The 26126-nt window shown below is 58.9% G+C and carries 22 protein-coding genes; 8 read left to right on the top strand and 14 right to left on the bottom strand.

Going from position 1 to position 26126, the window contains the following annotated elements:
* Positions 1 to 24: 24 nt before the first annotated feature.
* Complete coding sequence (locus NBT82_RS19725) at positions 25 to 2031, bottom strand: heavy metal translocating P-type ATPase (RefSeq protein WP_251331625.1); 2007 nt, start codon at positions 2029 to 2031, stop codon at positions 25 to 27.
* 195 nt (positions 2032 to 2226) lie between these two features.
* The gene (locus NBT82_RS19720; protein WP_251331515.1) at positions 2227 to 2448 is read right to left on the bottom strand and encodes a hypothetical protein; all 222 of its coding nucleotides are present in this window, start codon (positions 2446 to 2448) and stop codon (positions 2227 to 2229) included.
* Between the two features lie 221 nt (positions 2449 to 2669).
* On the opposite strand from NBT82_RS19720, the gene NBT82_RS19715 reads away from it, so the two are divergent.
* Positions 2670 to 3041, top strand: coding sequence for an SHOCT domain-containing protein (locus tag NBT82_RS19715; RefSeq protein ID WP_251331514.1), 372 nt, complete (start codon positions 2670 to 2672; stop codon positions 3039 to 3041).
* Between the two features lie 10 nt (positions 3042 to 3051).
* On the top strand, positions 3052 to 3675 hold the full coding sequence (locus tag NBT82_RS19710) for a hypothetical protein (protein ID WP_251331513.1): 624 nt from the start codon (positions 3052 to 3054) through the stop codon (positions 3673 to 3675).
* A gap of 10 nt (positions 3676 to 3685) precedes the next feature.
* Here NBT82_RS19710 and NBT82_RS19705 read toward each other — a convergent pair whose 3' ends face one another.
* The 8 genes from NBT82_RS19705 to NBT82_RS19670 all read right to left on the bottom strand — a co-directional run bounded on the left by NBT82_RS19705 (position 3686) and on the right by NBT82_RS19670 (position 14292).
* Positions 3686 to 4939, bottom strand: a complete 1254-nt coding sequence (locus NBT82_RS19705; RefSeq protein ID WP_251331512.1) for a tyrosine-type recombinase/integrase — start codon at positions 4937 to 4939, stop codon at positions 3686 to 3688.
* Between the two features lie 8 nt (positions 4940 to 4947).
* Positions 4948 to 5553: a hypothetical protein gene (locus NBT82_RS19700; RefSeq protein WP_251331511.1), complete on the bottom strand. Its 606-nt coding sequence runs from the start codon at positions 5551 to 5553 to the stop codon at positions 4948 to 4950.
* The gene (locus NBT82_RS19695) at positions 5554 to 5865 is read right to left on the bottom strand and encodes a DUF8065 family protein (RefSeq protein ID WP_251331510.1); all 312 of its coding nucleotides are present in this window, start codon (positions 5863 to 5865) and stop codon (positions 5554 to 5556) included.
* Positions 5866 to 6072: 207 nt separating this feature from the next.
* A complete protein-coding gene (locus NBT82_RS19690; RefSeq protein WP_251331624.1) occupies positions 6073 to 6639 on the bottom strand; it encodes a DUF7342 family protein in 567 nt (188 codons plus the stop codon).
* A gap of 493 nt (positions 6640 to 7132) precedes the next feature.
* Entirely contained in the window at positions 7133 to 8809 is a 1677-nt protein-coding gene (locus NBT82_RS19685) for a transposase (protein WP_251331509.1), read from the bottom strand.
* Positions 8810 to 9077: 268 nt separating this feature from the next.
* Entirely contained in the window at positions 9078 to 11525 is a 2448-nt protein-coding gene (locus NBT82_RS19680) for a PAS domain-containing protein (RefSeq protein WP_251331508.1), read from the bottom strand.
* 145 nt (positions 11526 to 11670) lie between these two features.
* A complete protein-coding gene (locus NBT82_RS19675) occupies positions 11671 to 12447 on the bottom strand; it encodes a DICT sensory domain-containing protein (RefSeq protein WP_251331507.1) in 777 nt (258 codons plus the stop codon).
* A gap of 87 nt (positions 12448 to 12534) precedes the next feature.
* Positions 12535 to 14292 (bottom strand): globin-coupled sensor protein, encoded by a 1758-nt coding sequence (locus NBT82_RS19670; RefSeq protein ID WP_251331506.1) that lies wholly within the window; start codon positions 14290 to 14292, stop codon positions 12535 to 12537.
* A gap of 213 nt (positions 14293 to 14505) precedes the next feature.
* Between NBT82_RS19670 and NBT82_RS19665 the strand changes: the two genes are divergently transcribed.
* The 6 genes from NBT82_RS19665 (at position 14506) to NBT82_RS19640 (ending at position 24232) form a co-directional block, all read left to right on the top strand.
* Positions 14506 to 16743 carry a HAMP domain-containing methyl-accepting chemotaxis protein gene (locus tag NBT82_RS19665; RefSeq protein ID WP_251331505.1) on the top strand — a complete coding sequence of 746 codons (2238 nt, stop codon included), beginning with the start codon at positions 14506 to 14508 and terminating at the stop codon, positions 16741 to 16743.
* Positions 16744 to 16747: 4 nt separating this feature from the next.
* Complete coding sequence (locus NBT82_RS19660) at positions 16748 to 17173, top strand: chemotaxis protein CheW (protein WP_251331504.1); 426 nt, start codon at positions 16748 to 16750, stop codon at positions 17171 to 17173.
* Positions 17170 to 18975, top strand: coding sequence for a PAS domain S-box protein (locus tag NBT82_RS19655; RefSeq protein ID WP_251331503.1), 1806 nt, complete (start codon positions 17170 to 17172; stop codon positions 18973 to 18975). Before NBT82_RS19660 ends, NBT82_RS19655 begins: the two co-directional genes overlap by 4 nt.
* Before the next feature lie 95 nt (positions 18976 to 19070).
* On the top strand, positions 19071 to 20588 hold the full coding sequence (locus NBT82_RS19650; RefSeq protein WP_251331502.1) for an ATPase domain-containing protein: 1518 nt from the start codon (positions 19071 to 19073) through the stop codon (positions 20586 to 20588).
* A gap of 20 nt (positions 20589 to 20608) precedes the next feature.
* A complete protein-coding gene (locus NBT82_RS19645; RefSeq protein WP_251331501.1) occupies positions 20609 to 22807 on the top strand; it encodes a PAS domain S-box protein in 2199 nt (732 codons plus the stop codon).
* 3 nt (positions 22808 to 22810) lie between these two features.
* On the top strand, positions 22811 to 24232 hold the full coding sequence (locus NBT82_RS19640; RefSeq protein ID WP_251331500.1) for a PAS domain S-box protein: 1422 nt from the start codon (positions 22811 to 22813) through the stop codon (positions 24230 to 24232).
* Positions 24233 to 24313: 81 nt separating this feature from the next.
* On the opposite strand, the gene NBT82_RS19635 is transcribed toward NBT82_RS19640, so the two are convergent.
* The 4 genes from NBT82_RS19635 to NBT82_RS19620 all read right to left on the bottom strand — a co-directional run bounded on the left by NBT82_RS19635 (position 24314) and on the right by NBT82_RS19620 (position 26035).
* Complete coding sequence (locus NBT82_RS19635; RefSeq protein ID WP_251331499.1) at positions 24314 to 24811, bottom strand: PIN domain-containing protein; 498 nt, start codon at positions 24809 to 24811, stop codon at positions 24314 to 24316.
* Between the two features lie 3 nt (positions 24812 to 24814).
* Positions 24815 to 25183, bottom strand: coding sequence for a DUF7317 family protein (locus NBT82_RS19630; protein WP_049934546.1), 369 nt, complete (start codon positions 25181 to 25183; stop codon positions 24815 to 24817).
* Positions 25184 to 25313: 130 nt separating this feature from the next.
* Positions 25314 to 25736, bottom strand: coding sequence for a PIN domain-containing protein (locus NBT82_RS19625; protein WP_049934543.1), 423 nt, complete (start codon positions 25734 to 25736; stop codon positions 25314 to 25316).
* On the bottom strand, positions 25733 to 26035 hold the full coding sequence (locus tag NBT82_RS19620) for an AbrB/MazE/SpoVT family DNA-binding domain-containing protein (RefSeq protein ID WP_251331498.1): 303 nt from the start codon (positions 26033 to 26035) through the stop codon (positions 25733 to 25735). The genes NBT82_RS19625 and NBT82_RS19620 overlap by 4 nt, the downstream gene beginning before the upstream one ends.
* Between the last annotated feature and the right edge of the window lie 91 nt (positions 26036 to 26126).

Here is a 26126-nt window from a genome sequence, read left to right as displayed (position 1 = left end):
GCTGGAAATTTCAGGTCTATACGATTACTGTGCCTCCGTCGAGGGTGTCCCGCTCGGAAGCTCGGGAATGGACAGGTCCACGCGCCGAAGCAGCTGTGCGTTGACCGCGACGATCACCGTACTCAGCGACATCAGGAGGGCGCCCACGGCGGGAGACAGCAGAATCCCGATCGGTGCTAAGACGCCTGCTGCGAGCGGAATCGCGAACACGTTGTAGCCGGCGGCCCAGACGATGTTCTCCTGCATCTTCCGATAGCTCGCCTTACTGAGCTTCACCAGCCGAACGACGTCCATTGGGTTGTTCTGGACGAGGATGACGTCGGCCGACTGGACCGCGACGTCGGTGCCGCTCCCGATCGCGATGCCGACGTCGGCTCGCGTCAGCGCCGGCGCATCGTTCACGCCGTCGCCGACCATCCCCACCAGCTTCCCCTGGTCTTGGAGCTCCTGGACTTTCTCGTCTTTGTCTTCGGGGAGAACCTCTGCGAACACAGTATCGATGCCGAGTTCGTCTGCGACGGCGTCGGCGACGTCCTGAGAGTCCCCAGTCAGCATCGCCACCTCGATCCCCAGATCGTGGAGGGCGTCGACGACGCGGAAACTCTCCTCGCGGATCACGTCGGCCATCGCGAACGCGGCGATCAACGCTCCGTCACGAACGAGATACACCACCGTCTGTGCGTTCTCTCCTGCATCGTCAGCGAACCGCTGGAGGTGACCCGGAACCTCGCTATCGAGCTGGGAGAGCAGGTTCGGCCCGCCGACGTACACCTCGCTTCCATCGACGTTCGCCCGGACTCCTCGCCCTTTGATTGCCTCGAAGCTGGACGCATCAGGGGCGCTGAGATCGCGCTCGGCAGCTGCCTCGCGGATGGCTCGCGCAATCATGTGTTCGGAGTCGCTCTCGACAGCTGCCGCCAGTGCGAGCGCGTCGTCCTCGTCGACGCCCTCGACGGTCGCCATATCCACGACGCCGTGCTCGCCTTCGGTGAGCGTCCCCGTCTTGTCGAAGATGATGGCGTCCAGCTTCCGTGCGTCCTCCATCGCGATGCGGTCGCGGACGAGCATCCCGTTCCGTGCCGCCAGGGAAGTGTTGATCGCGACGACGAGGGGGATGGCGAGCCCGAGGGCGTGTGGGCAGGCGATGACGAGCACCGTGACGACCCGCTCGATGACCGTCGCGTCGAACGAGACCGCGACCGTCCACGCGATTGCGGTCACGACTGCCGCCCCGAGCGCGACGTAGAACAGCCAGCCGGCCGCGCGGTCGGCCAGCACCTGGGTCTTCGATTTGCTCTGCTGGGCTTCCTCGACGAGCCGCATGATGCCCGCGAGCGTCGTCTCCTCGCCCGTTGCGCCAACACGGACGCGGAGACTGCCGTCGCCGTTGATTGTGCCGCCGATGACCTCGTCGCCAGGCTCCTTCGAGACGGGCTTGGACTCACCCGTGATCATCGACTCGTTGACGTCCGAATCGCCCTCCTCGACGACGCCGTCGGCGGGCACGCTCGCGCCCGGCCGGACGAGCACGAGGTCGCCCTCGGAGAGTTCACTGACAGGGACCTCTTCGGTCTCGCCGTCATCGGTGAGTCGTTCCGCCGTGTCCGGCATCAGTTTCGCCAACTCGTCGACGGCGCTCGAAGCCCGCCGCACCGACCGCATCTCGATCCAGTGGCCGAGCAGCATGATGTCGATCAACGTGACGAGCTCCCAGAAGAACGCCGACTGCGTCGGGAAGACCACGGTCGCGAGACTGTAGACGAACGCGACGCTGATCGCCATCGAGATCAGCGTCATCATCCCCGGCGCCCGGTCTTTCAGCTCCGGCACCGCCATCTGGAGGAACGGAATCCCACCGTATGCGAAGACGATTACCGCGAAGACGGGGTTAATCCACTCGCTGCCGGGAAACGTCGGGACGGTGAAGCCCAGCCATTCCTGGAGAGTCGGGCTGTAGAGCAGGACAGGAATCGAGAGGAGCGTGGAGACGAAGAACCGACGTCGAAACATCTGCTCGTGGCCTTCGTGCATCCCACCGTGGCCCCCCTGGTGATGGTCGTGTTCACCAGAATCGGTGCTGTGGTCGTGGTGCTCGTGCGTGGCAGACGAGTGGTTTGGAGGGGAATCAGAATCCATCGTGAGACCTCACATCAGGTTACTCCCTCTACCTACTCGGCGGAGTGTGAAATATCCCTGCGCCGACCGAGAGCACAGCAAGAAACCTGATTAACAGCAATCACCGTCGTTGGGTGACCACGCACACGCATTCCCCGTTGTCAGATCGTTCTCATCGATATACGTCGAGAGACAGGCATAATTACAGAAGTACTCGGGCGATCCACAGTCGTCGTCACAGTCGCGAACACAGATAGGGTCGTGATCGAAAATACGCGACCCACAGTACGTACACGTCTCGTCCACATCAGGTGTTGCGACGGTCGTAGACATACCTCTACTAGCGGAGAGCTACTGAAAGAGTTTCGTAGAGAACTCGGTTGACGTATCAGCGACGTCGACCGGCCGCTGTTGACCCTCTCCTTCAGTGGGAATCCGTAGAATAGATCCAATATCTCAAAAGTATCAGCACCCCTGAGCCTTGGTTTATAAAGAGAAACGAGCATCAAGTAGGAGACCCTATATTCAACCGAGACCACTCTCAGGGAATAATTATGCCAACTACTTCAACCGATAACCAACTCGTCACGATCGTCCTCGTCGTCCTTGGTGCCCTGCTCATTCTCCCCGTCCTCTTCATGGGATTTGGGATGATGGGATTCGGCCCGATGATGGGTGGAATGTGGGGTGGTCATATGTGGGGTGACGGAACAGTCCCCGGATGGATGGTCCTCGTCGGACTACTGATGCAGTTGCTGTTCATCGCTGCCATCGTCGGCGCAGGGTACCTCATCTATCGCGCAGTGACCACCTCTAATAGCGGGACTGATCAAGCCCTCGAGGAGCTCCGGCTCGCCTACGCCCGTGGTGATCTCACGGACGACGAGTACGAACAACGGAAAGAGGCACTCGAACGAGACTCATAACTCGAAAACCATGGCCACCACGGGAGACACAGCACCATCACTTCCGGTTCGAATAGGGCAGTACACGACTGCTGGCCTCTATGGATTGGTACTTGGGACAGTTCTCTGTCTCGTCGCTCTGTTCACCAATCCCGTCCCGGACCCATCGTTCCCCTGGGCCACGCTTCCTCCATCGCTGAGACTCCCGCTTCAGCAGCCGAGAATCGAACACTGGCCGGTGACCTACACTATCGGCATCTGGCTGTGGGTTTTCTGCTTCCCCGCACTCTTCCTCGCCGGATACCGGCGATACGGCGACGGGAGCCGTGGGGCCGCGGTATGGCTCGTCGGGTTGCCGACCCTGGCGATGCTGGGCTTGACCACGTACTGCCGGTTCTTCTGGCCGAAACTCCATCCTCCGACCTGGAACGCCCCGGCCTACACGTTCGTTTGCTGGCTGTACTGTTCGACCTACGACGCCATTTGGAGTAACGCAGCGTTCCTAATTGCTCTTCTCGGCGCTGTCGCCACGATTCTGATACTACAGCGAACACGCGGAACCAAGTATGCACTAATCGGGTTCGGCATACTGGCCCTTCCGCTCGGCCTCCCAGCCCTCTACGAGGGGTCTCGACGAGCAAAGACTGATGGCTGACTGCGGTCGTTCAGCCCCGTGAGCGTGGTTCGATTTCGTCGAGTGCTTCTGTCGCCACATCTCCAAGTTCTCCGGCCTCAATATGTGAATACCGCTCTCGAACCATCTCTTCGGAGTTATCGAGATACCTAGCCGCCACCGTGTACCCGAACGCCCGGACAAGCACCTCACCCATCCCACGTCGACCGCCGTGCGGAGCAAGATAGTCGTGTTTCGGATGGTCGATGTCGATCTCTGCGGCCTCCGAGAGTCGTTGGAGAATCGACCGTGCGCCGTCCGTCGTGATTGACGGCGGCCGAATGTCCTCATCGAGAGCCAGCAGGAGGTCGCGAGCGTATTCTTCTCGGAGCTCAGTAATTGCTTCTGGGGGTTCCCCTCGGTCGGCGAGCTCATCCTGGACGAGCTCTGCGAGCGTCCGTTGGTCGAACGTCGGAAACACCGGCCAGCGCTCCGTTGGTGGGTCCATCAGCTGGCGATAGCTCCGGAGCGGCGAGATCACCGGGTCGGGAAGACTGGCGGCGTCCCACTGCTGTTTCTTCCGGTAGACATCCATACTCCCGTCGTCGAGGGAGAGGTCCTCCCAGCGAACACCGCGTCGGCGCGGATCATTCGGGTCCCGGACGAGTTCGCCGACGCGGACGGCGGTATACGCGAGGACGAACACCAGTGCCCGGTCACGAGCCGCCTTCAGTGCTGCGTAGCGCGCTCGCTGCTTGTCGAGGGGGGCAGTATCCTCCGGAAGTGTCGTGTACGCCTCGACGGCGTCGCGGGCTCGTTCGTCGACGTGGCGGGTGAGAGCGTGGCGCTGTTCGGACGTCCAGGCCTGCTGATCTCCAGGCTTGCGGCCGTCGTCCTCCGGCAGCGGCGCCATCGCACTCGCCCGCTGCGCGTAATGCGCCTCGAGATATCCCTCGTTGACACACCAGCCACACCACGCAGAGATATAGCGATAATAGGTTTGGACCGTGTTCTGCTTGAGGCCACGGTCACCAGCGAGATGCCGGGCGTACTCGCGGAAGACGCGTTCGTCGAGGTCCTCGAAGGTGGGGTCGCGGTCGACGTCGTCGGGGACGACCCCGGTCCAGTCGTCGGCGCCGCAGTCGCCGGCGGCCCACTCGGCGAACCGCTCGAGTTCCCGTCCAGCGTTTCGTCGGTAGTTCCCGCCGTCGCCGCCACGGCCTTTCCCTTTGTCCTGCAGATAGCGCTCGAAGGAACTCGCGAGCGGTGTCGAACCATCGCGTGTCGATGAGGTGTTCTGATTCATAGGTTTCGTCACGGGAGCAAGTGGTCATCCAGAATATCATTGCAGTCAATCGGAATCCCCTCCCACGCAGCCTTCACGGCGTTGTATCCGGTCCAGCCCTCACGTTCTAACAGCTCGCCGCACGCTTCGCAGAACTCACGCCGCGAAATGAGCTCGTTGTCGTAGAGGATATAGAACAGAAACGGCGGTGTCACAACACGGATATCTTCGGCTTGGTCGTCGACAGCGCGGCGAATCGAACGCCGGCCCGCTGCGTCCATCAAAATGACGTAGTCGATAGCCTCGGGATTCTGTACCACTTCCTGTCGGAGCGATTCCTCGCCGGCGTCCGCTCCGTGGGGCCGGGGGACGCTCGTCACTTGGGTAAGCGGTTTCTCGTCATCTTCGAGCGCATCGAGCGCGGTACGGCTCCCGTAATGAAGCCGGTATGGACGACTTCCCTCTGGTGCGGTCTCGCGCGTGTTCTCAACGTGCCGCTGTAGTTCCTGTTTGCAGACGTTCGTCGTCGTGAGACCGACGTGTTTCGTTATTTGCGTCCACAAGGAGCTATTCGCAACGGCGATCAGCGTGTCCGTATCGACGAGGATCGGATACCGTGTGTCGGCGCTAGCCATTTAGACGAGATAGTCACTGGTGTCGTCGTCGGTAGCCTCACGGAAGGCATCGATGTCTTCCTGGAGCAGATCAAACTCATCACCGAGTAGCACGCGGGCAGCGTCTTCGGAGAGCTCACCAGCCGAATAGCGTTCATAAATCGCGATCTTATCGTCGTCCGTCATCGCTCGGCGAAGCATCTGGGTGAGTCCCTCGCGTGCGAGTTCACTAACGTTGATTCCCCCCAGATGGACCGAGTCCAGCTCAGTAGCCGCCTCTTTGAGCGGGCCAGCACGGAATTTGATCGTATCATCGAGCGATTCTTGGCTCATACGCGGGTCTACGTGGGCCGGGATGTTAGTTGTTCCCCAATGTGTGAACACGTTGGTACAGAAATCACCGAGTCAGAAATCTGTGTAACTTGCCTCCAAGTTAGAGACGCGTTCGTGACACGGCATAGTCACCGTAAGACGGACCACTGATTTATATTGATTATACGTAGTGCGGCTTCGACATAAGTACCCTATATGGATCGAACCTCACCGGTCTGTTGTGGGGGCGAGGAAGTCCCACTCACGAACGGCGAATCCGACGATCTCGATACGGCGCTGAAGGTGTTCCCATTCACGGGCGATTTCACGCCGTCGGTCTTCCTCATCGGCTTCAAGCGTTTCGTCGACAAGCGTCCCGCGAAGCTGATTCGGTGATTCGACATCGAATTCGTCTTCCCAGTCACTGATTTGTGCTTTCAGATCGGTGAGCCGTTCGGTGAGGCCTTCGGCGGTGTGGTCGCTATCCCGAAGGCGTATGGCCTCCGTAATCGCTTGACGACGATAATCGGGGAAGTATGTCGTGTGGGCCCCGGTATCGTTACGGTAGAGGATACCGCCGTCGACGAGCCGTTCGAGGACGCGCTTGGTCGGCCCGTGTGACCAGTCCGCCTCGGAGGCGATCCAGTTCGCTGTCCGCGGCTCTGATACCTGCCGGGCAACCATCCGTATCCGGTCTTCACCAGTGGGTTGGCGTTTTATCGGGTCCTCGGAGCTCGATTCACCTCCAGGCATAGAACACCGTTCGTACTTTGTCGCAATATAGGTCACAGGCATCTGGTCTATCACGAAAACAGCCCTCGCCATCTCCACGGACTCGGCTGAGGCGACCCAGAGAAATATCGAACCCCGTTATTGGCGGCTCTACCCCCGGGGAGTCTTTCTGAGCCGATTGTAGCATTCGTGCTTCACCGACGGCGGCGGGGTACTTCAAAGTGGTCGTGATTATTCGTGTAATCATAACCAAATTGAATTATGGCATAGATCCAAGATTCTGGGGGTAGAGGCCCTTGAGAAAAGGAATTCGAGCATTACGGGAGTTTATAAACTCTATGTCGCTATACAAATTGCGCACAATCGGGAAGTTGAGACTATACCGGGTTCAGCGGGGCTGTGATGCGTGAATTTGGCCGGGTCAGTCAACGCAGACCACCTCAAATCACTCCCCAAGCGGTCATTCCTGTCATACTTCCAATCGTATGGACGAATTTTCGCGACTTCCAACAGTGTAGCCACTCAGACGGCGCGCTAACCTAAACAGAGTGTCTCTCTACCCAATTCCAGTCTCCTTCTTCAGCAGCGTCAGCGTGTTGTCGGCTGTTACGATCGGCGAATGTTCGTACTCACCAGTCAACTCAACCTGCACGAGCAGATCGACAGCTCGCCAGATCGAGTATAACAGACAGGCGAATGCGAAGTAGAAGAACCGTAGCCCGAAATCTTTCGATGTCGTCGCCGCCATGAACCGCTTTATCGATCTGTAGCCGCTCTCAATCTCCCACCGGTAACCGTACTCCGTGAGATGCCCGCTCCCGCAATTCGTCATAAACACCGAGTACTGCCGATGGTCGTCCTGCTCGGAGTCTTCTTTCCGGCGGTAGATCAGCGTCGTTTCGTGCCATTCGTTCTTCCCGAGGTGGAGCTTTCGGTCAGTCTCGTATCGGTCTTGGTCGCGCTGAAGCAACCGCTTCGCCTGAGCCTTCTCGCTGGACTGCATCCGCTTGGGAACGACATACGACAGGCCACGCTGGCTGAGCATCTCCAGGACGTGCTGACTGTCGAACTCCCGATCCATCAACACGTTATCAACGTGTACCATCTCTTCAGCAGAATCCAAGAGGTCCTTGACGATTTCCAAGCGGGACTCTCCCTTTCGAACTGGCCGTGCGTCCAGTACAATCGGAACGGCATTCCCGACTAACTGGACGGTAGCCCACTGGTAGGCGTACTCGTCAGTTTTCTCCTTGGTGCCGATGATTTCGTCTTCGTGGCCCGTTCTATCGCCGGTGAACGGGTCAGCCTCGGTGATATCGATTGCGACGATCCCGGCTCGGAAGAACTCCTCTGTCTCCGCGACTTCGCTCAGGAGCCTGTTGACGGCCTGCCGGTACATCTCGCGAACCTGTTCAATCGAGAGGTCTCGAATCTGCTCGCGATGGGCGTGGCCCAGCGGTGTCCGTTCCCGAGTCGACTCGTAGGTGAAGCTACGAGCGCCCTCGTTCGCAGCCAGTCTCTCACGGAGTCCGAGATAGGTCTGCAAGCCCAAGTAGGCGTTCTCGTGGATCTCACAGCCGTCCCCACGGTCCAACGAAAACGCCGGGAACACGATGCGGCTGACGTGGTCGGTAATCTTCTCTGCCTGCTCCAACGTAGTTTGATCATCCGGGTCTGACTCACCGGACTCGTTCCCGTGGTATCGGGGCTTTTGTGTCGGTTCACGCGGAACCTCAACACCCGCATCCTGGGCTTTGATGAGGATCGTTCGAGCCGCCGTCTCGACAGTCTCCCTGAGGTCAATGGTAAACCGCTCGTGCCAGCTTCGCCACAGTGTCGACTGGTCTGGAATCGTCTCGAAACCGAGTTGCTCGCAGAGTTCAGGACGGGTCCCGAGGTAGTTGACGAGTGCTGTTTCGTGCTCCCACCCGTGGAGTTCTTTCAGTACAAACACCCGAAAGAGGGTGTCCATCCGGTAGCGTGGCGACCCCTCATATCGGTCGTGGGCGCTGAACCGGAAGTAGGCCAGGGGGAGTGCACAGACGAACCCCTCGACCGAGTCGTGGCTTTCGTGATCGAACCACGTCGCCGAGACTGTCCGGATATCTGATTCCAGCCCAGCGAGCGACGTTCGATCGTACAGCGGTGTCGTATCATAGACTGGCCACGCAACGTGCGGCTGGCGTGCGATCCGTCGAAAGACAACACATCGAGACTCCCGAGAAGTTGTCACTAGAAGCCTTTGACCATGACATGCTCAAAACACCATCGTGCCACTAACCTCACGGACTCATAGGTTGAATCTCCTGATGCCGGATTCGTTGACGCTGGCCCGATCGGGGAAGAAGAACGTAGACTCGAATAGGCCCTAGAAAGCACAGGGTGTAATTGGATGCCAAACGTCGAGATCCCCTGAGAACGTGTTCCAGATGCCCCCACAACGCACAATCGGGTATTCTTCTCCATGGATTTTCGCATACTAGCCAGGGAGATGATAATTATCACTGCAATCGGTCGAATAGTCTCTCAAAAAGTGTTTGCTGCGCGTTTCGTAAATGATAGGAGAAGGTCGATTGGGTCAGTGAGAGCGCGTCGGCGATCTCGGTTGCCGTACTTCGTCGCGGTGATTGGAAGTACCCACCGTACATCGCAGCTCGCAGGACCTGTTGTTGCCGGTCTGTGAGTTCGGTTTCGAAGATGTCTCCCAGGACCCGACCGACTGCGTGTGCATCCGACTTCGCAGCGGGAGTGTATTCACGTTTTGAGACCAACGTCGTTTCCGGGAACGACTCCTGAACACGTGTCACGAGCGAACAAATATCGGTACCGAGTGGCACTTCGCAGACGACCTCGGCCCGGCCGTCAGTTACCGTATCCGTCGTGACGACTGCACCCTCTGTGACGAGAGTCTGTGCCAGGGATTGTCGGTGCAGTCTGATTTCGACCTCTCCACCTGGCGGGTCCTCAGTGTGACGGATCTGTCGCACCTGGGCGGCCCAATCTCCGTTCTCCGCGATATCACCCAGAGCATCCAACGAAGCGTCCTGAACGGACGCATAGTGGACGAGCATGCCATCCGAAGCCGGAATCGTGTCCCTAATCTCGATCGTACAATCCAGCTGTTCGGAAGCGGAGATGAAAAACGACGCCGAGTCAGTGCTCTCGAACGTGAGTGTAGCCATTGTGTCGGCGTGGAGAATGCGCTCTGTCCTAAGTGAGTGAAGAACTTGCCCAATCCGCTCACCGAGCGTCGTCAGGAGTGTCTGCTCGCGGCTCCCGAACGCCTCTCCACGGTCTGTATACAGGACGAGTAGATCGTAGACGCGTCCCCTATGCTGAAGGGGAACGATAGCTCCGCCCTGGAACCCCTGGTCGAGTGTGTCTGCTCGCCACCGGTCAAACCGTGAGTCGGTTCGGTTCCTCGTAACGACCTGTATATCGCCTGTTTCAACAGCGACCTCTGCCGGAGCGACCTCTGTTTGCGATTGTATCGGGAGGGGAACAGACTCGTTGGCAGCGACAGCCCCCCTCCCCTCCAAGAGATCCGACTCGGTTGGTGCTGTGCCTGGGGTGTGTTCACTGACCCGTGCGTACTGGTATTCCCGCGTGTCCGTCAGCAACTCACAAATGGCCTGTTTGGTCTCCTCGTCTGCGGTTGCACTGTTGAGAATCTCGTTGACTGGCTGGAAAGTCTCGACGAGCTGTTCGAGGCGTTTGGTAACGGTGATGTCTTCCAGCGCAACGATGATCTGTTCAATGGATCCGTCTTCAGTTTTGATCGGGGCGACGTTGCTTGACAGCCACCGTTCGGAGCCGTCCGGGAGCGTGATTCCGTGGGTGAACCCCGTAATAGTCTCGCCGGTTTCGAAGACACGCGTGATCGGATGGTCCTCGCGTGGGATCGGATTGCCCACCTCGTCCCAGATATCCCAGTCGGGGTGGTCGTACGCCGTTTCACCTATCTTGCGTCTGGATAAGCCGAGTAACTCCTCGGCACGGGAGTTTGCGCGGGTAATATTTCTATCGGCGTTCAGGAGGACGATTCCAACGGGAGTCGTTTCCAGAACGTGTTCCAGTTCTCGTTCGGCTACCTTCTTGTTGGTGATCTCTGAGAAGACGATAATGACGCCGTCGTCGCTCGGGTAGACTGTGGCTTCAATCCACTGCTCTTTGTCGGCGTTATATCGCTCGAAGGACGTCGGCGACTGCGTGTCGAGAGTCGTCTGGATTTTCTCTTCGGCGATGGTGTCTGCCGCTTCAGGAAAAATGTCCCAGACGTATTCGCCACGCAGTTCCTCGCTGTCTTGACCGAGAAGCCGTGCAGCCTGCTGGTTCACGTATACGTAGTTGAGGTTGCTGTCGAGTACAGCAATACCATCGGACACGCGCTTCAGACTGTCTATTTCCCATCGATCGATTCCTTCTTTAACGAGTGAAACGAGCGTCTCAACGAGTTCTCGTTCTGTTGGGAGCCATTCCCGCTCTCCGGTGTCGGGTCGCTGATCCGCGCACACGACCGTCATCGAGACAGCCGTGCCAGTGCGTGTTCGGGCCTCCGCCGTCTGAGGATCACCAGTCCGCTGGAAGCCGTCGGTTTCGAACAGGTCATTGCCGACTCGCATTCTGACCTCAATCGTTTCAGGATGCTGGAACCACTGTGGAAGTTCGGTGACGAGCGTGCGGACACTCTCGTCAACAGGGGCGGACAGACCGACGAAGAGGTCACTCGCCCGTGTGAGTGCTTCCAGTGCTTTCGTCCGCGCTCGCAGTTCTCGCGTGGTTTTTGACTCTCCGAGCCCGTGGGAAGCGTCTGCTGTGCCGGCTCTCTCCTGTGTGGCCTCTTCGGATACGAAGGTATCGCGCCACGAAACAGAACCAGTCTCGACGGATTCGGCCTGGTTCGACTTCTTCCCTTCCTCACCTCCTCTTTGTCGGTTCTGTTCTACCATTATAGACCAAGTCTATCAACCAGAGATAAATAACATTCTACTGATTTCATGTTCTGAGAACGTTCCGCTAATACCACCAACGGAGTGTTTGTCGGTTTCTGTATCCAGGCGCCCGATTTCGGTATGAACTCTCGATTTACTGGCGTCAGGGGCCGGAGAGTACGCCGTCGGAGGGGGATCCGTAACTCCGATTCAAATATTCGAGGATGTGGTCGACGAATCCCGGGTCGTACGTCAAAACGCCGTGGAACGCGTCCTTGTCGCGTTCGTGGGCGAGTAAGGCAGTCTTCTGGGTATTATTGCCACCCCCGTCGAAGACGACGAACCACGTCTCGGCTACCTCGTCTGTCGAGACCGCATGAACGTGACCGGAACCGAGATCCGGCGGCGTGGCGTCGGGGACGCCGTAGGCGCGCACGGAGACGCCTCGGCGAGCGAGGTCAGCGTAAATCGACCGCTGTTCTACGATGACTGAACATCGCTGGAACCCCGTGTGAATCGAACCCTGGCCGACCCGACGAGCACGGTCCTCGATCTCCCGGGACGCGTAGAGCAACTGTTCCGTATCGCATGACGTGAACGTGGTTTCTTTGAGATGACGGAGAACACTCTCGTATTCTCTGTCGGCAATGCCAAGGTCGCCGGTCCCTGTTGAAACGTCTTCGAGTAACTCCCTGAGAGTCGACACATCGACGACAGCGAGGACTTCGGTCGCGTTGCTGAGAACTGCGAGCTCTTCCGGTTTTCCCGATGCCGTTCGATTGACGGTAATTCGCACGTTTTGTGTGTTGAAGAACGCGCCGAGTTCCTCGTGTATCGTGTCGGCGGGATCGACGTTGAACAGACGGAGTTCCTTCTCGTGGTCTCTTATATACTCGATACTATCCCGTAGACCCATCGACGCATCCGAATATGAAACCATCCAGTACTCCTCTCTTGTTTCTATCTCCGGCGTCTGGTGCCGCCTTTGTCACTGTCGATACGTTCCTGTTTCCGCCGGAAGCGCCCGTCACAGCAGGTCTGTCGGATCACGGTTCCCGATAGCCACCTCCCGCAGCTGCTCCTCCGAGAGCGTTTCGATCACGAAGTCCGGCATGTCGTCGGGAAGGTCTTGTGGAATCGACACCTGTTCGGAGTTAGTCGTGGTGACGATTTCCCGCCCGCCGTCAGTCGCGGAGCGGTCACCAGACAGACGCGTTACTGACGCCTCCACTTCGGAGACCATTGCCGCCTGTTCCTCGTTCGCCGCAGCCAAACTCTCGATTTCCTCTGCGACGCGGTCGGTCCGATCGACTACCTCGTCGACCATCGACGCAATCTCTTCGGCGGCAGCCGCCTGGTCGTCGGTCGCGTCTGCGACTTCGCTGATCCCGTTCGCCGTTTCGGTGACGGCCTCGACGATTTCAGTCAAGCTATCCATTGCATCCTGAACCCGCTCGATGCCTCGATCGACCTGTTCGGTAGTGTCGGCGAGATTCGCCGCCGTCTCCTCAGTATCGGTCTGGATGCCATCGACCATCGTCTCGATGTCGCTGGCGTGGGTCTGTGATTCCTCGGCGAGTGACTTGATCTCGTCGGCGACGACGCCGAACCCCTCACCGGCTTCGCCGGCACGCGCGGCCTCGATCGAGGCGTTCAGCGCGAGCATGTTCGTCTGCTCTGCGATCTCGTCGATCGCATCGACGAACTCATCTATCTGCTGGACACGGTCCTGTAAGGAGGTGACATCGTCCGCGACGTCGTTGACTGCCTCACCGATACCGTCCATCACCCCGGCAGCAGTATCGGCGGCTTCCTTGCCGTCTTCCGCGAGGGCTTCCGCCCGGTCGCTCGCACTCTCGACCTGGTCGGCCGTCGAGGCGACCTCTTCGATCGTCGCCGAGAGGTTCGCTACCTCGGACGAAATCTCGTCCACCCGTTCGGACTGTTGGGACGCTGCGTCGCTGATTGCGGTGGAACTCTCGGCGACGTCCTCGGCGCTCGTCTGGAGGTCACTCACCGGTTGTTTCACGTCTTCCTCGACCTCGGCCATCAGTTGTCTGTTGCGCTCGATCTCCTCTTCGAGTTGCTGGCTGTAGGAGTGAATGTAGGTGTCTGTGACGACTTGCATGTCGAGATTGATGATTCGGAGAAGCGCAAGAATATCCCCCACGGCGTCGTCGACCTCTTCTTCGACCGCTGTTTCGATCGCGCGACGCGAGAGGTCGGCGGGGTTCAGTGCATCCTCTTCCTCGGTAGAGGCGGCCTCCATCCCTCCGTCTGCGACAGTATCTGTCAGGCGGTCAGTGAGTGATGCGACGAGGCGGTCGCCCACCAGCGGAAGGATGAGGTCGTAGTAGACTCCGTACTGGCCGAGGTAGTGTTTCATCGGCATATCCAGTATATCATGGAGTTTGCCGATACGGGCCCGGTCACGGAAGTAGTCCCTGCCGTACTCCCCCTCCACGAGCGTCGTGAGATACGCCGATTGCGTTCGCTTGAGTTGTTCGACGTTCTTGGGCGACCGCCCGATGACCTCGACTGTCTCCTCGTGGTCGGTCAGATTGTCGTAGAAGTCCTCGGCCACCTGGTCGGCGTTGTCCGCGAAGTCATCTCGATACGTCCGAAGACGACGGACATCGTCGTCGGTGAAACCGATGAAATCCTTCCGCCACCGGATTTCGGATCTATCCAGGCCGATTTCCTCGACTAAGGAGTCCGCGTCCAGCTGGTCGTTGAGACCGCCCCGTCCAAAATCGTCCCGGCTATACTCTGGTGAACCGGACATGGGGTGAGTGTAGACTAAATGTGGTCATAAGTCCCTCATCTAGATAACCGGATACTCTCAGGAGCGCGGTCCGGAAGGCGTTCTCGGATGCGACCCCCGGGAACGGCTCGAACGGAGAGGTTGGCGAACGAGACCGTCGTCGGTTCTCAGGTGTGATACTCATCCCGTCATCTAGAGACATTAATTATAGCGATAGTCAAGAGACGATGACACATGCTAGAGAAGGTGACAATCGATCGGTTCGACCTGCGGCCGAAGCTCATCCTGGCGTTCGTGCTCGTGGCGGTACTCGTGGCCGTGACAGGGTTCGTCGGATATACGAGTGTCACGACTGTGGACAACCAGCTCGAATCCGTCGTCCACGACGACGTCGCCGAGGCAGACGCAGCGATGGAAATGAAGTACGACCTCGAATCGGAGCGGCTGGCACTGCACGAAGTGTTAACGGGCGAGATGGAGGCAGCCGAAGAATTCCGTGCCTCCCAGGCAGACTTCGAAGAGTGGTACACGACGCTGGCAGAACGTGACGACCTCACCGAGGAGCAACAGCAGTTGCTTTCGGAGATGAAAACCGAACACGAAGAGGCGAAAACCAAGGGCGAAGAAATCATCGCCGCGATGGAGGCGGGAGACGAGGAGCGCGCAAACCAGCAGATGGACGAGCTAGACAGCGTCTACACTGAACTCGACGAAGACACCACGGCCTTCGAGGAAGACGCCGACGCGAAAATGGAAGCGTCAGTCGCGTCGGCGGCGACGACGACGAACAATAGCCACATGACGATTATCGGACTGACTGTCGGAGCGTTCGTCGCGGCTACCCTCATCGGCCTCTTCGTCGCCAGCCGCATCACCACCCCGATCAAACAACTCTCCGAGGCCTCACAAGCCATGAGTGAAGGCGACCTCACCGCCGAAGTCGACGACCACCTCGAAGACGACGAACTCGGCCGTATGAGCGATGCATTCCAGCAAATGCAGGCCAATCTCCGCAGTGCCTTCGACGAAATCGACACCTTCAGCACCAACCTCGCAACCGGTGACGACGCCCTCGAGACCCGGGACCGCCGGACCGACTTCCCCGGCACCTACGGCGACATCATGACCAACCTCGACGACGGTGCTACCGAAATGGTCAGCAGTTTCGAAGAGATCCGCACCGCCAGCCAGAACCTGAAAACCGGTAATCTCGAGCAGGACATCGACACCGACCGCGCCGGCAACTACGGGGAGATCCTCACCGCCTTCGACGACGGCATGGGGGCGGTCTCGGGAAGTTTCGACGAGATCGCCACCGCGAGTCAGGGACTGCGAGACGGACGGCTCGCCCAGGACATCGACACGGACTACCCGGGAGCGTTTGGAACTGCGTTGAGCGACCTTGCGGACGGGATCGAACAACTGAATGCGAGCGTCGAACGCGTTCAGGCGATCGCAGACGACGTCGCGACGTCAAGCGAGGAAGTAGCGGGCAGTTCGGAGGAGATCGAACAGGCCAGCGAACAGGTCGCGGAGTCCGTTGAAGAGATCTCACGCGGTGCGGACACGCAAAGCGAGAACCTCCAAGAGGTGGCCGGCGAAATGAACGATATGTCGGCGACCGTTGAGGAAATCGCTTCCTCGGCCGAAGAGGTGACTTCGACTGCCAGTACGGCCGTCGAGCGTGGCGAGACGGGGCGGCAGTATGCCTCGGAGGCGACCGAGGAGATCCAGTCCATCGAAACCCGGGCCGACGAGGCAGCCACGCAGGTCGAAACGCTCGACGAGAAGATGGACCAGATCGGTGAGGTGGTCGAGATGATCACTGAGATAGCCGAACAGACGAACATGCTCGCGTTGAACGCGTCGATCGAGGCCGCCCGTGCCGGCGAAGCAGGTGAAGGATTCGGGGTCGTGGCAAACGAGATCAAATCCCTGGCAGAGGAGGCTGCCGAGGCGACTGCCGACATCGAACAGCGCATCGAAGAAGTCCAGGGGACGACGGAGGATACCGTCGAGGGGATGCAGCAGATGAGCGATCAGGTGCAACGCGGGTCTGACACGATCGAGGACGCCATCGAGATGTTCGACGAGATCGCCAACGCCGTGCAAGAGGCCGAAAGCGGAATTCGGGAAATCAGCGACGCCACCGACGACCAGGCGGCCTCGTCGGAGGAAGTGGTTTCCATGGTCGACGAGGTCTCCAGCGTCAGTCAGCAGACTGCAGCCGAGGCGAGCAACGTCTCTGCCGCGACAGAAGAACAGACCGCTTCCCTGTCCGAAGCCTCCGAGAATATCCAGCAACTGTCCGGTCTCGCCGAAGACCTGCACGACCAGGTGTCGGATTTCGAAACCGGATCGGGCACCGGTCGAGCAACTGAGGCGAGAGCGGGATCGCCGGCCGCGGCTGACGGCGGGCACCACGCGTCGGACACTGCGGGCCGGACGCCGGATCACGACGCGGAGATGTGAACCCATGGGATCACACCAGGTCCTTGAGTTCACGCTCGGGGAGGAACAGTACTGCATCGATATCGAGTACGTCACCGAGGTCGTGAGTCGCTCGAAAAAAGACGTGACTTCGATCCCGGATTCGCCCCCGCACGTCGAAGGGGCGATCGATCTCCGAGGTGAGACGACGAGAGTCATCGATCCGAGTGCCAGGCTCTTGTCAGATAGCCACGAAGAGAATGGGATCAGCCAGGACAGGATGATCGTCTTCGATACCGAAATGACGACGGGCGAGCGTTCCGGCTGGGCGGTAACGGACGTGCGCCGGATCCTGACGATCGATCCTGACTCTGTCGAAGCAGTCGATGAGGAGATGGTCAACGGCCTCATCGCCCGGGAGGATGGACACATCGTCTGGATCGATCCGGAAACTATCTCGGCTGAAACATGAGTGAGGCAAGGGCCCTGACTGAGACGGAGGAAATGATGGAGGTTCTTCACGTCGATGACGAACCCGATTTCGCCGACCTCACCGCGATGTTTCTCGAGCGAGAGGACCACCAGTTCACTGTCGAGACAGCGACGACCGCCGACAGTGGGTTAGAGAGGATAGATGATCGTCGGCCCGATTGTGTTGTCTCGGATTACAACATGCCCGGCATGAACGGGTTCGAGTTCTTGCAGGCTGTCCGAGAGCGGTATCCCGACCTGCCATTCATCCTGTTTACCGGCAAGGGAAGCGAGTCCATCGCCAGCGACGCCATCTCTGCCGGCGTTACCGACTATCTCCAGAAGGGCTCCGGCACCGAGCGGTACGAACTCTTGGCCAACCGGATCCGCAATGCCGTCCAGGCACGACGCGAGGCACAGCGGGTCGACAGACAGCGACAACTGACCCGGCTGACGGAGTTTGCCGGCGACACCGGTGGATGGGAACTGGACAGAGAGAGCGGGACTGTCCTGCTGACGGCTGGCACCCGGCGAATTATCGGTCACCCTGACCAGGCCGAAATCTCTCTGGAGGAGGCGATAGCACTGTTCCATCCGGACGACCGCGAAGACATTCAGCAAACACTCACCAGGGCCTTCGAGACGGGCGAGGAACTGCACAACACGTGGCGACTTCAGCCAGGGGACGGCGACGAGCGTCTGATCGAGATGACGATAACTCCGGTCGTAGAATCCGGTGGGAAGGTAACGAAACTCCGTGGAGCTGGTCACGATATCACCGACCGCAAGGAGCGTCGGCAGGAACTCGAAAAGCACGAGACGATCATCGAGGCGTTGACCGACGCCGTGTACGTGCTCGACGAGGAGGGGCGATTCACATATGTCAGCGACGAACTCGTCGAGTTGGTCGGCTACGACCGGAAAACCATTCTCGGAAGCACGCCGTCACTCATCAAGGACGAGGATGCCGTCGAACGGGCAGAACACCACTTGGGTCGGTTGCTGTCGAGTGACGGCCCGGAGACGGTACAATTCGAAGTGACGATCCAGCCATGTGACGGCGACCCGATCGTCTGTGAGGATCACATGGGTGTCCTTCCCTACGAAGGTGACGAGTTCGACGGGTCAGTCGGGACACTCCGAGATATCACAGAGCGCAAAGAGCGTGCACGGAAACTTGAACGGCAAAACGCCCGTCTCAAAGATTTCGTAGGCATCGTCAGCCACGATCTCCGAAATCCGCTCATGACTGCCCAGGGCCGCCTCGAACTGGCACAGGCCGATTGTGACTCCCCTCACCTCGATGAAGTGGGTGACGCGGTCGATCGCTGTCAGGCGCTCATCGATGATCTATTGGCACTTGCCCAGAGTGGGAACGCAGTCGGAACGACGGAACCGGTCACCCTGTCGGAACTGGCCGAGGAGTGTTGGCAGACGACGCCGAGTGCGGACGCAACGCTCGCTGTCGAAACAGACCAGACGATATCGGCTGACCGGAGCCGACTTCAGCAGTTGTTCGAGAATCTCTTTAGAAACGCCGTCAACCACGGAGGCGGTGAGATAACGGTGACCGTCGGGGAGATAGCTGACGGGTTCTACGTCGCGGACGATGGAGCGGGAATCCCCGACGAAGAACGCGACGATATTTTCGAGGCCGGCTATTCGACCGCTGACGATGGCACTGGATTCGGTCTCGCAATCGTCAAGGAGATCGTGGAGGCACACGGCTGGGAAATCCGCGTGACTGACAGCCAGACAGGCGGCGTCCGCTTCGAGATTATCAGCGTCGAAACCGCACATTGAGCGAACCCATTTTTTAGACACCTTCTCCGCCGAATCCCGTTATCTAGACTGTCGTCTTATCTCCCTCGGGGCCGGTTGGCAAAACATGATACACGATGTCGGATCACTCTCGCGATGCGGCGACCGAAGAAATCAAGCTGGTGGCGTCGGGTATCCCCGAGCTGGACGAACTGCTCAACGGAGGGTATATCCGGGGCCGTACGTACCTCGTCCAGGGCGCCTCAGGAACGGGGAAGTCCCTGCTCGGCCAGCACTTCCTACGAGCGGGACTCGATGCCGACGAGACAGTCGTCTACATCCACGGCGAAGAGTCCAGACACGACATTCTCGTCAACGCAGCACGGCTCGATGTCGACATTCGGGACGCCGAGTTTTTAGACATCGGGCCCGGAACGGACTTTTTCGCCGAGGACAAGTCATACAACCTAGTCGAGGCGACCGAAGTCGAATCCGAGCAATTCACGCAGGATATCAAACACGTAATCGAGGAGGTCGACCCGGCCCGGATTCTCATCGACCCGATCACACAACTCCAGTACGTCGAACGGGACGAATACCAGTACCGGAAGCGCTTGCAATCGCTCATCCGCTTTCTCCGGGACCGGCAGGTGACGACAGTCGCAACGCGAACACTCGACAGGGAACGGACTCGCGAGAGCACGCACGACGATTTCGAATCGCTCAGCGACGGCGTCATCAACCTGTACCTCGATGAGCATGAACGCCGGATCGCGGTCCCGAAACACCGTGGCCTCGGACAGGTCGACGGCACCCACGGACTCGAAATCCGCGAGCACGGGATCGAAGTCTACCCACAGACCATCCCGGAACACGACAACCGAACGTTCGATCCGGAACTCGTTTCTACCGGACACGCATCCCTCGACGGTCTCCTCGGTGGCGGAATCGAACGCGGGACCGTTTCGTTTATCAGCGGTCCGACCGGCATCGGCAAATCGACCACCGGCGCACAGATACTTTCGGGCATCGTCGAAGACGGTGGGACAGCGCTCGGATACCTCTTCGAGGAGTCGATCGACCAGTTCGTCCATCGCTCGGAAACCCTCGGACTCCCGATCTCGGAGATGCGGACGCAGGGATCACTGGGGCTGACAGAGACCGAACCGCTCGTGCGTTCCGCCGAGGAGTTCGATCAGCACGTCCTCGACCAGGTCGACGAGCACGCACCGGACGCGGTGTTCATCGACGGGCTCTCGGGCTACAAGATCTCACTCCAGGGCAGCGATCAGCGACTCGTTCGCCGGCTGCACGGTCTCACCCGGATACTCAAAAATCGCGGTATCGCGGTCATCGTCACGGACGAGGCGGACCGTCTCACCGGCATCCCGGAAGCCACGAGTACGAACACCAGCTACATCGCGGACAACATCGTGTTTCTCACTTATGTGGAGGTCGACGGCGAACTGGACCGAGCGATCGGCGTTGTAAAAAAACGGCTCGGGGATTTCGACAGCCGGTTCCAGCGGTTTGCTATCGAGTCCGGCGAGGGGCTGGTTATCGAAGGACCGTTCGATACCGTTCGGGGGATCATGCAGGGTAGTTCAACGCATCGCATTCCAGACGAGTACCACCAGACAACCGACCAATCATGACCGACCGGTCGAGTCGCGAAGTGAGTGAGCGACACACGGTACAACTCTTTATTCACGGGGACAACGACCGGGAAGCGCTCGAAGAATTCCTCGACGACCGATACGACGTCATCGTCGATGACACCCTCCAGCCCGTCGATTGTTATCTCGTTGGTGAACAGATGGTACCGACGTACCGCGAGGCGTTACGCGAGCACAAAAAAGAGGCCCATCCGACCTTCACGCCCGTACTGTTGATCCAACAGGAAGGGTCAAGGGGAACGGTCCCGCTGCCGTCAGAGCAGAACGGCGACGGCCCACCGCTCATTGACGAAGTGGTGGCTGCACCCGTCGACCGGACGACCCTGTTTCGTCGTGTGGGGAATTTGTTGGCGAGGCGTGAGCAGTCGGTGGAGTTGTCCACGCGCTACGAGGACGTGCAGATTCGATTTCAGCGGCTGTTCGATTCGACGAACGACGCGATCTTCGTTGTTGCTCCATCTGGCGACGAGATCACCGAGTGTAATCCGGCAGCGTGTGACCTCGTGGGATATTCGCGCGACGAATTGCTCTCTGTATCCCCGACTGAGACGATCCACGCCGACGATCGAGAGCGGTTTCGGTCCTTTCTCCAGCAGGTACAGGAGGCGGGGCAGGGATCGACCGACGACCTCACGTGTCAGACGAAGGAAGGAGAAACGCGACAGTTGGAGGTGTCGGCCGCGACGCTCGAGGATTCCGACCAGTCACCGGTAATCCTCTCTGCACGCGACGTGACAGACCGGAAAGCGTACGCACGAGAGCTCGAACTGAAGTCCCAGGCGATGGACAAAGCGCCCGTCGGGATCACCATTACTGATCCCGATCAAGAAGATAACCCGATGATCTACGTAAACGAGGGATTCGAAGCGCTGACGGGGTATTCTGAATCGGAATCGCTCGGGCGCAACTGTCGGTTTCTCCAGGGTGAGGCGACTCGAGAGGAACCCGTCGCCGAAATGCGCACGGCAGTTGAGAAGGACGAACCGGTGTCCGTGGAACTCCGGAACTACCGGAAGGACGGCAGTCAGTTCTGGAACCGCGTCAGTATCGCGCCGGTGAGAGACGACGCCGGAACCGTCGAGAACTACGTCGGGTTCCAGGAGGACGTCTCCGAGCGCAAAGAGCGCGAAATGGACTTACAGCTGTTCAAAAAAGCCGTCGAGAACGCAGGACATGCGGTCTTCATCACTGACAGGGAAGGAACTATCGAGTACGTGAATCCGAAATTCGAAGCCCGAACCGGCTATACTCGTGAGGAAGCCGTCGGTCGAACCCCCCGCATCATCAAATCAGGCAAACAGGACGAGGAGTTCTACGATCGGATGTGGCAGACGATCCTTTCGGGCGAGCAGTGGAATGCAAGTCTCATCAATCAGCGCAAAAACGGGGAGCTGTATCACGTCGACCAGACGATCTCGCCCATAGCGAACGACGACGGAGAGATCACGCACTTCGTCACGATCGAGTCCGACGTGACGAATCGTCGGTTGCGCAAACAGCAACTCGACGTGCTCAATCGCGTCTTGCGCCACAACCTCAAGAACGGGATGAACGTGATTCAGGGCCGGGCCGAACTACTCCGCGAATCGCTGGGCGATGACGAATCGCAGGCGCACGTGCGGGCGATCGAAAGACGATCGGATGCCATGGAGTCGCTGGGTGACAAAGCCGAAACTGTGCGCTCATTGTTCGAAAAAGAAGTATCAGCTGAGACTGCTACCAATGTGACGGAGTTAGTTAGCGATATCGCCACCACCGTTTCTGAAGAGTATTCGACCGCTTCATTCGATCTTGATGGTTCTGACCCACTCTACGTTCGAGCAGATAGCCGGTTGAAGCTGGCAGTGAAGGAACTGCTGGATAATGCTGTCGTCCACAACGACCAACCCGAACCCGAGGTGACGGTCACCACCAGACCGTCCAGGGAAAAGCAGTCTGAACGGTGGATCGACATCGAAATTGTGGATGACGGACCGGGCATTCCGGATCAAGAACTGGAGACGATCAAACAGGGCGAGGAAACGCCGCTCCAGCACGGCATCGGACTCGGGCTCTGGATCGTCTACTGGACTGTCTCGCTGTACGGTGGCGAAGTCACATTCGTGGATAACTCACCGCGTGGAACAGGCGTCGTATTGAGCCTTCCCCGGGTGTCTGCCGACTCATCCGTTCGGGGAACACCCGTCGAACACCACTGACCAATGGAAGACACTGAGACTTCGGACACACGGATCGAGAATCAGGCGGATCGGTATCGGATGCTCGTCGAAGAGTCGAGCGACGTCGCCACGATCATCGACACTGACGGAACGATGACATACGTGAGCCCCGCGGTCACCCGAGTGCTCGGCTACGATCCCGAGGAATTAGCCGGGAACTCTGGCTACGAATACGTCCATCCCGACGACCGGGAGAAAAACGCCGAGGCGGTCGAAGCTGTTCTTGAGACCCCGGACGAACCCCGGACCGTCGAAGTCCGATTCAAACACGCCGACGGGTCGTGGTGCTGGATCGAGGCTACGATGCGGAATCGACTCGAAGACGATGTCATCGACGGTATTCTACTCAACAGCCGGGAGATTACTGAGCGGAAAGAACAGGAACGCGAACTCCGCAAACTGGCTGAAGAGTACGAGGCCCTCCTCAACAATGCAGAGGATGCGATTTTCTTCGTTGATGTCAACGTTTCAGACGACGACATTACGTTCGAGTTCGACCGTCTCAGTCCGGCATACGAGCAACAAACCGGTCTCACGACCGAAGAGGTGCGGGGAGAAACACCTCCCGATGTATTTGGTGAGCAAGCGGGAGCCGAACTCGAAGCGAACTATCACCGGTGTGTCAAGGCTCGTGAGCCGATCTCGTATCAGGAAGAGTTAGAAATCGATGAGGAGGCACGCATCTGGCAGACGAATCTCGCGCCGGTACTCACTGACGGCGACGTAACCCGTCTCGTGGGAATCACCCGGAACGTCACCGACCGCGTCGAACGGGAACGACAGCTTCGCCGTCAAAAAGAGCGTCTCGACGAGTTTGCGAGTGTTATCTCCCACGACCTGCGCAATCCGCTCAACGTCGCACAGGGCCGCGCAACAATCCTCGACGAACAAACGGAGAGCGAACACCTCGATCCACTCCTGCGGGCGCTCGACCGGATGGAGGCGATCATCGCGGACACGTTGACGCTCGCTCGGCAGGGCGAGACGATAGACGAAACGGAGTCGGTCAGTCTGACCGATCTCGTCGGGAAGTGCTGGGGAACGGTAGACACAGACGCGGCGACCCTCGAAATAACTGATAAGATGACCTTCCAGGGCGATCGCGACCGATTACGGCACGTGTTCGAGAATCTGTTCCGAAACGCTATCGAACACGGTGGCACGGACGTGACCGTTCGTGTCGGACGTGTCGATGAGGACACTATCTACGTCGAAGACGATGGGTCTGGGATCCCCGCAGATCGGCGCGAGGAGATTTTCGAACCGGGCCATTCCTCGACGAGTGGCGGCACCGGATTCGGACTAACCATCGTGAAGCGGATCGTAGAAGCTCACGGGTGGACGGTGTCTATGACAGACGGGTCTGAGGGCGGGGCGCGGTTCGAACTCGTGATGTCACAATAGGAGGGATGGCCAGTACTCAGGCACGCCCTGTCGTCCATGCATTAAGACGGCATCCGCTATGGAGGGAGCGGTATGCGTATCTCACCGATATTCCGAAATCGACTGGTATGGCACGTAGTACCCCATTTCATCGATCCATGTCGACAGCCACTCATCGGCAGTTGGCTCATCAATCTTTCCAGCATCGATCGCAGCCAACAGCACCCCGACCGACCCGACAACGGTCACGCCTCGATCTTTCGCAAACGATCGGGCATCCCCGTCGTCGGTCAGTAGACGACCGTCCGCAGCATCTACCAAAGCAAATGCCTGTGCTTCACCAGGATCGAGATGGTCACTGACAACCGCCTCTCTGTTTGCGACGGTGTCCGAAATCGTCGCGACGGGAATCTCGTCGTCGAGTGTATCGAGTGCCGACTGAAGATATGGATGGTCATCAACGCCGTGTTCAAGCTCCTCACGGACGACCGGTACCGTACAGATTCCAGAGAGGTCAGCAACAACCCACAGCTGGTCGATATAGGCGAAATTCGAGAGGACAGTCGTGTTCAGGACGCTCCGGTTCGCTGGAATCGTCATCTGTCATTTAGCACGTGGCTCCTCATCAGACGAGTCCTCATCACCGAAGTCGAGTTCGCTCGCTGCCTCTACTTCGTAGGCTGCGTCGTCTTCGTCAACGAGTCCGAGGCGGAGCTCAACACCGTGCTCACGGAGGAGATCCCGCATCGTCCACCGATCGACATCAGCGAGTCTCGCAGCATCACCGAGTGTGATCCGCTCGCGTTCGTAGAGGGCGACCGCAGCTGCAACGCGCTCGCTTTCGTGGTCCTCGAAGTATTCACGCACGAACTCTCGCAACGCATCGCTTTTGCCACTAAACACACCAGCCTCGACAGCGCCCTCAATGAGGAGGTCGAGATCATCTGGGTAGGAGCCGGTGATTCGAGCCATCGTTCTATCCCAGACTACATCTTCATACTATTTATGAACTACGTCAGACTGCCATATTCACTGAGAAAGTCAGTCTCATCTTCTGTTTCTGGTGGGGTCGGGGAGCCTCAGGATCGACGTCTTCAGTCATCTATGCGGAGCCGTCACGGAACCGCTCTAATGGGACTTCGGAGACTTCGTCATAGTCGTCGTCACCGCCGACCAGGAGCGTCGCCTCGACCTCTTCAGCGGTCGCCAGTGCAAAGGAGTCACCGAGCGCCGGGTTGTACCGAAGGATGTACTCTGAGGCCTCCTGCCAGGAGTCACCGACCGCCATGGTCTCGATTCCGAGATCGGTGAGCCAGTCGAGATACTCGTCAGCGGTGGTCCGGTCGTACTTCCGGGCGATAGTATAGCGGATTTCGGCGAGGTTCACGCAGCTGGCGTAGCCGGCGGTGTCCTCGACGGCGACTGCGTCGAGATACTCCTCAACCACGTCGCTCCCGGGTTCATCATCAGCGTGTGCGATCAGCGGCTCAGCGTCAAAGACGACGCTGTCAGGGACCACCGTCACTCCTCCGAGGGGAACTGCGCGTCACGTTCCTCTCGATCCTGTTCGCGCTTCTCTTGGAGGATCTCGGTCGCGGGCCTGTCGGTGGACGCTTCGCTGCGGGCGGCAAAGCCGCGCATCTCACTCGGCGAGCGGACGTGTTCGACGATCACCTCGCCGCCCTCGGTCTCCCGGAACAGCACCTTTCCGGGAGCCTCGATCCCGAGCTTCTCGCGGAACCGCTTCGGAATGGTCGCCTGACCGTGCTTGGTGACAGCAACGACTTCCTTCTCAGAGTTATCCAAGCGTTCTGACTTACTCATTATTCATAGTATTGGTTTTATTCATAGGTAAGTCTTTCCCCGCCTCACTAATCCGTGGACGTACCGAAAGACGAGCCATATGCATTGAGAA

This window comes from Haloplanus sp. HW8-1 (assembly GCF_023703795.1).
Taxonomy (GTDB): domain Archaea; phylum Halobacteriota; class Halobacteria; order Halobacteriales; family Haloferacaceae; genus Haloplanus; species Haloplanus pelagicus.
The sequence above is the reverse complement of the archived record's forward strand: the minus strand, read 5'-3'. Positions and strand labels throughout refer to the sequence as shown.

What these genes read in the sequence shown, in the direction of transcription:
- NBT82_RS19725 (WP_251331625.1), bottom strand. Translation starts at nt 2,031, where the DNA reads ATGCACGAAGGCCACGAGCAGATGTTTCGACGTCGGTTCTTCGTCTCC.
- NBT82_RS19720 (WP_251331515.1), bottom strand. Translation starts at nt 2,448, where the DNA reads ATGTCTACGACCGTCGCAACACCTGATGTGGACGAGACGTGTACGTAC.
- NBT82_RS19715 (WP_251331514.1), top strand. Translation starts at nt 2,670, where the DNA reads ATGCCAACTACTTCAACCGATAACCAACTCGTCACGATCGTCCTCGTC.
- NBT82_RS19710 (WP_251331513.1), top strand. Translation starts at nt 3,052, where the DNA reads ATGGCCACCACGGGAGACACAGCACCATCACTTCCGGTTCGAATAGGG.
- NBT82_RS19705 (WP_251331512.1), bottom strand. Translation starts at nt 4,939, where the DNA reads ATGAATCAGAACACCTCATCGACACGCGATGGTTCGACACCGCTCGCG.
- NBT82_RS19700 (WP_251331511.1), bottom strand. Translation starts at nt 5,553, where the DNA reads ATGGCTAGCGCCGACACACGGTATCCGATCCTCGTCGATACGGACACG.
- NBT82_RS19695 (WP_251331510.1), bottom strand. Translation starts at nt 5,865, where the DNA reads ATGAGCCAAGAATCGCTCGATGATACGATCAAATTCCGTGCTGGCCCG.
- NBT82_RS19690 (WP_251331624.1), bottom strand. Translation starts at nt 6,639, where the DNA reads ATGCCTGTGACCTATATTGCGACAAAGTACGAACGGTGTTCTATGCCT.
- NBT82_RS19680 (WP_251331508.1), bottom strand. Translation starts at nt 11,525, where the DNA reads ATGGTAGAACAGAACCGACAAAGAGGAGGTGAGGAAGGGAAGAAGTCG.
- NBT82_RS19675 (WP_251331507.1), bottom strand. Translation starts at nt 12,447, where the DNA reads ATGGTTTCATATTCGGATGCGTCGATGGGTCTACGGGATAGTATCGAG.
- NBT82_RS19670 (WP_251331506.1), bottom strand. Translation starts at nt 14,292, where the DNA reads ATGTCCGGTTCACCAGAGTATAGCCGGGACGATTTTGGACGGGGCGGT.
- NBT82_RS19665 (WP_251331505.1), top strand. Translation starts at nt 14,506, where the DNA reads ATGCTAGAGAAGGTGACAATCGATCGGTTCGACCTGCGGCCGAAGCTC.
- NBT82_RS19660 (WP_251331504.1), top strand. Translation starts at nt 16,748, where the DNA reads ATGGGATCACACCAGGTCCTTGAGTTCACGCTCGGGGAGGAACAGTAC.
- NBT82_RS19655 (WP_251331503.1), top strand. Translation starts at nt 17,170, where the DNA reads ATGAGTGAGGCAAGGGCCCTGACTGAGACGGAGGAAATGATGGAGGTT.
- NBT82_RS19650 (WP_251331502.1), top strand. Translation starts at nt 19,071, where the DNA reads ATGTCGGATCACTCTCGCGATGCGGCGACCGAAGAAATCAAGCTGGTG.
- NBT82_RS19640 (WP_251331500.1), top strand. Translation starts at nt 22,811, where the DNA reads ATGGAAGACACTGAGACTTCGGACACACGGATCGAGAATCAGGCGGAT.
- NBT82_RS19635 (WP_251331499.1), bottom strand. Translation starts at nt 24,811, where the DNA reads ATGACGATTCCAGCGAACCGGAGCGTCCTGAACACGACTGTCCTCTCG.
- NBT82_RS19630 (WP_049934546.1), bottom strand. Translation starts at nt 25,183, where the DNA reads ATGGCTCGAATCACCGGCTCCTACCCAGATGATCTCGACCTCCTCATT.
- NBT82_RS19620 (WP_251331498.1), bottom strand. Translation starts at nt 26,035, where the DNA reads ATGAGTAAGTCAGAACGCTTGGATAACTCTGAGAAGGAAGTCGTTGCT.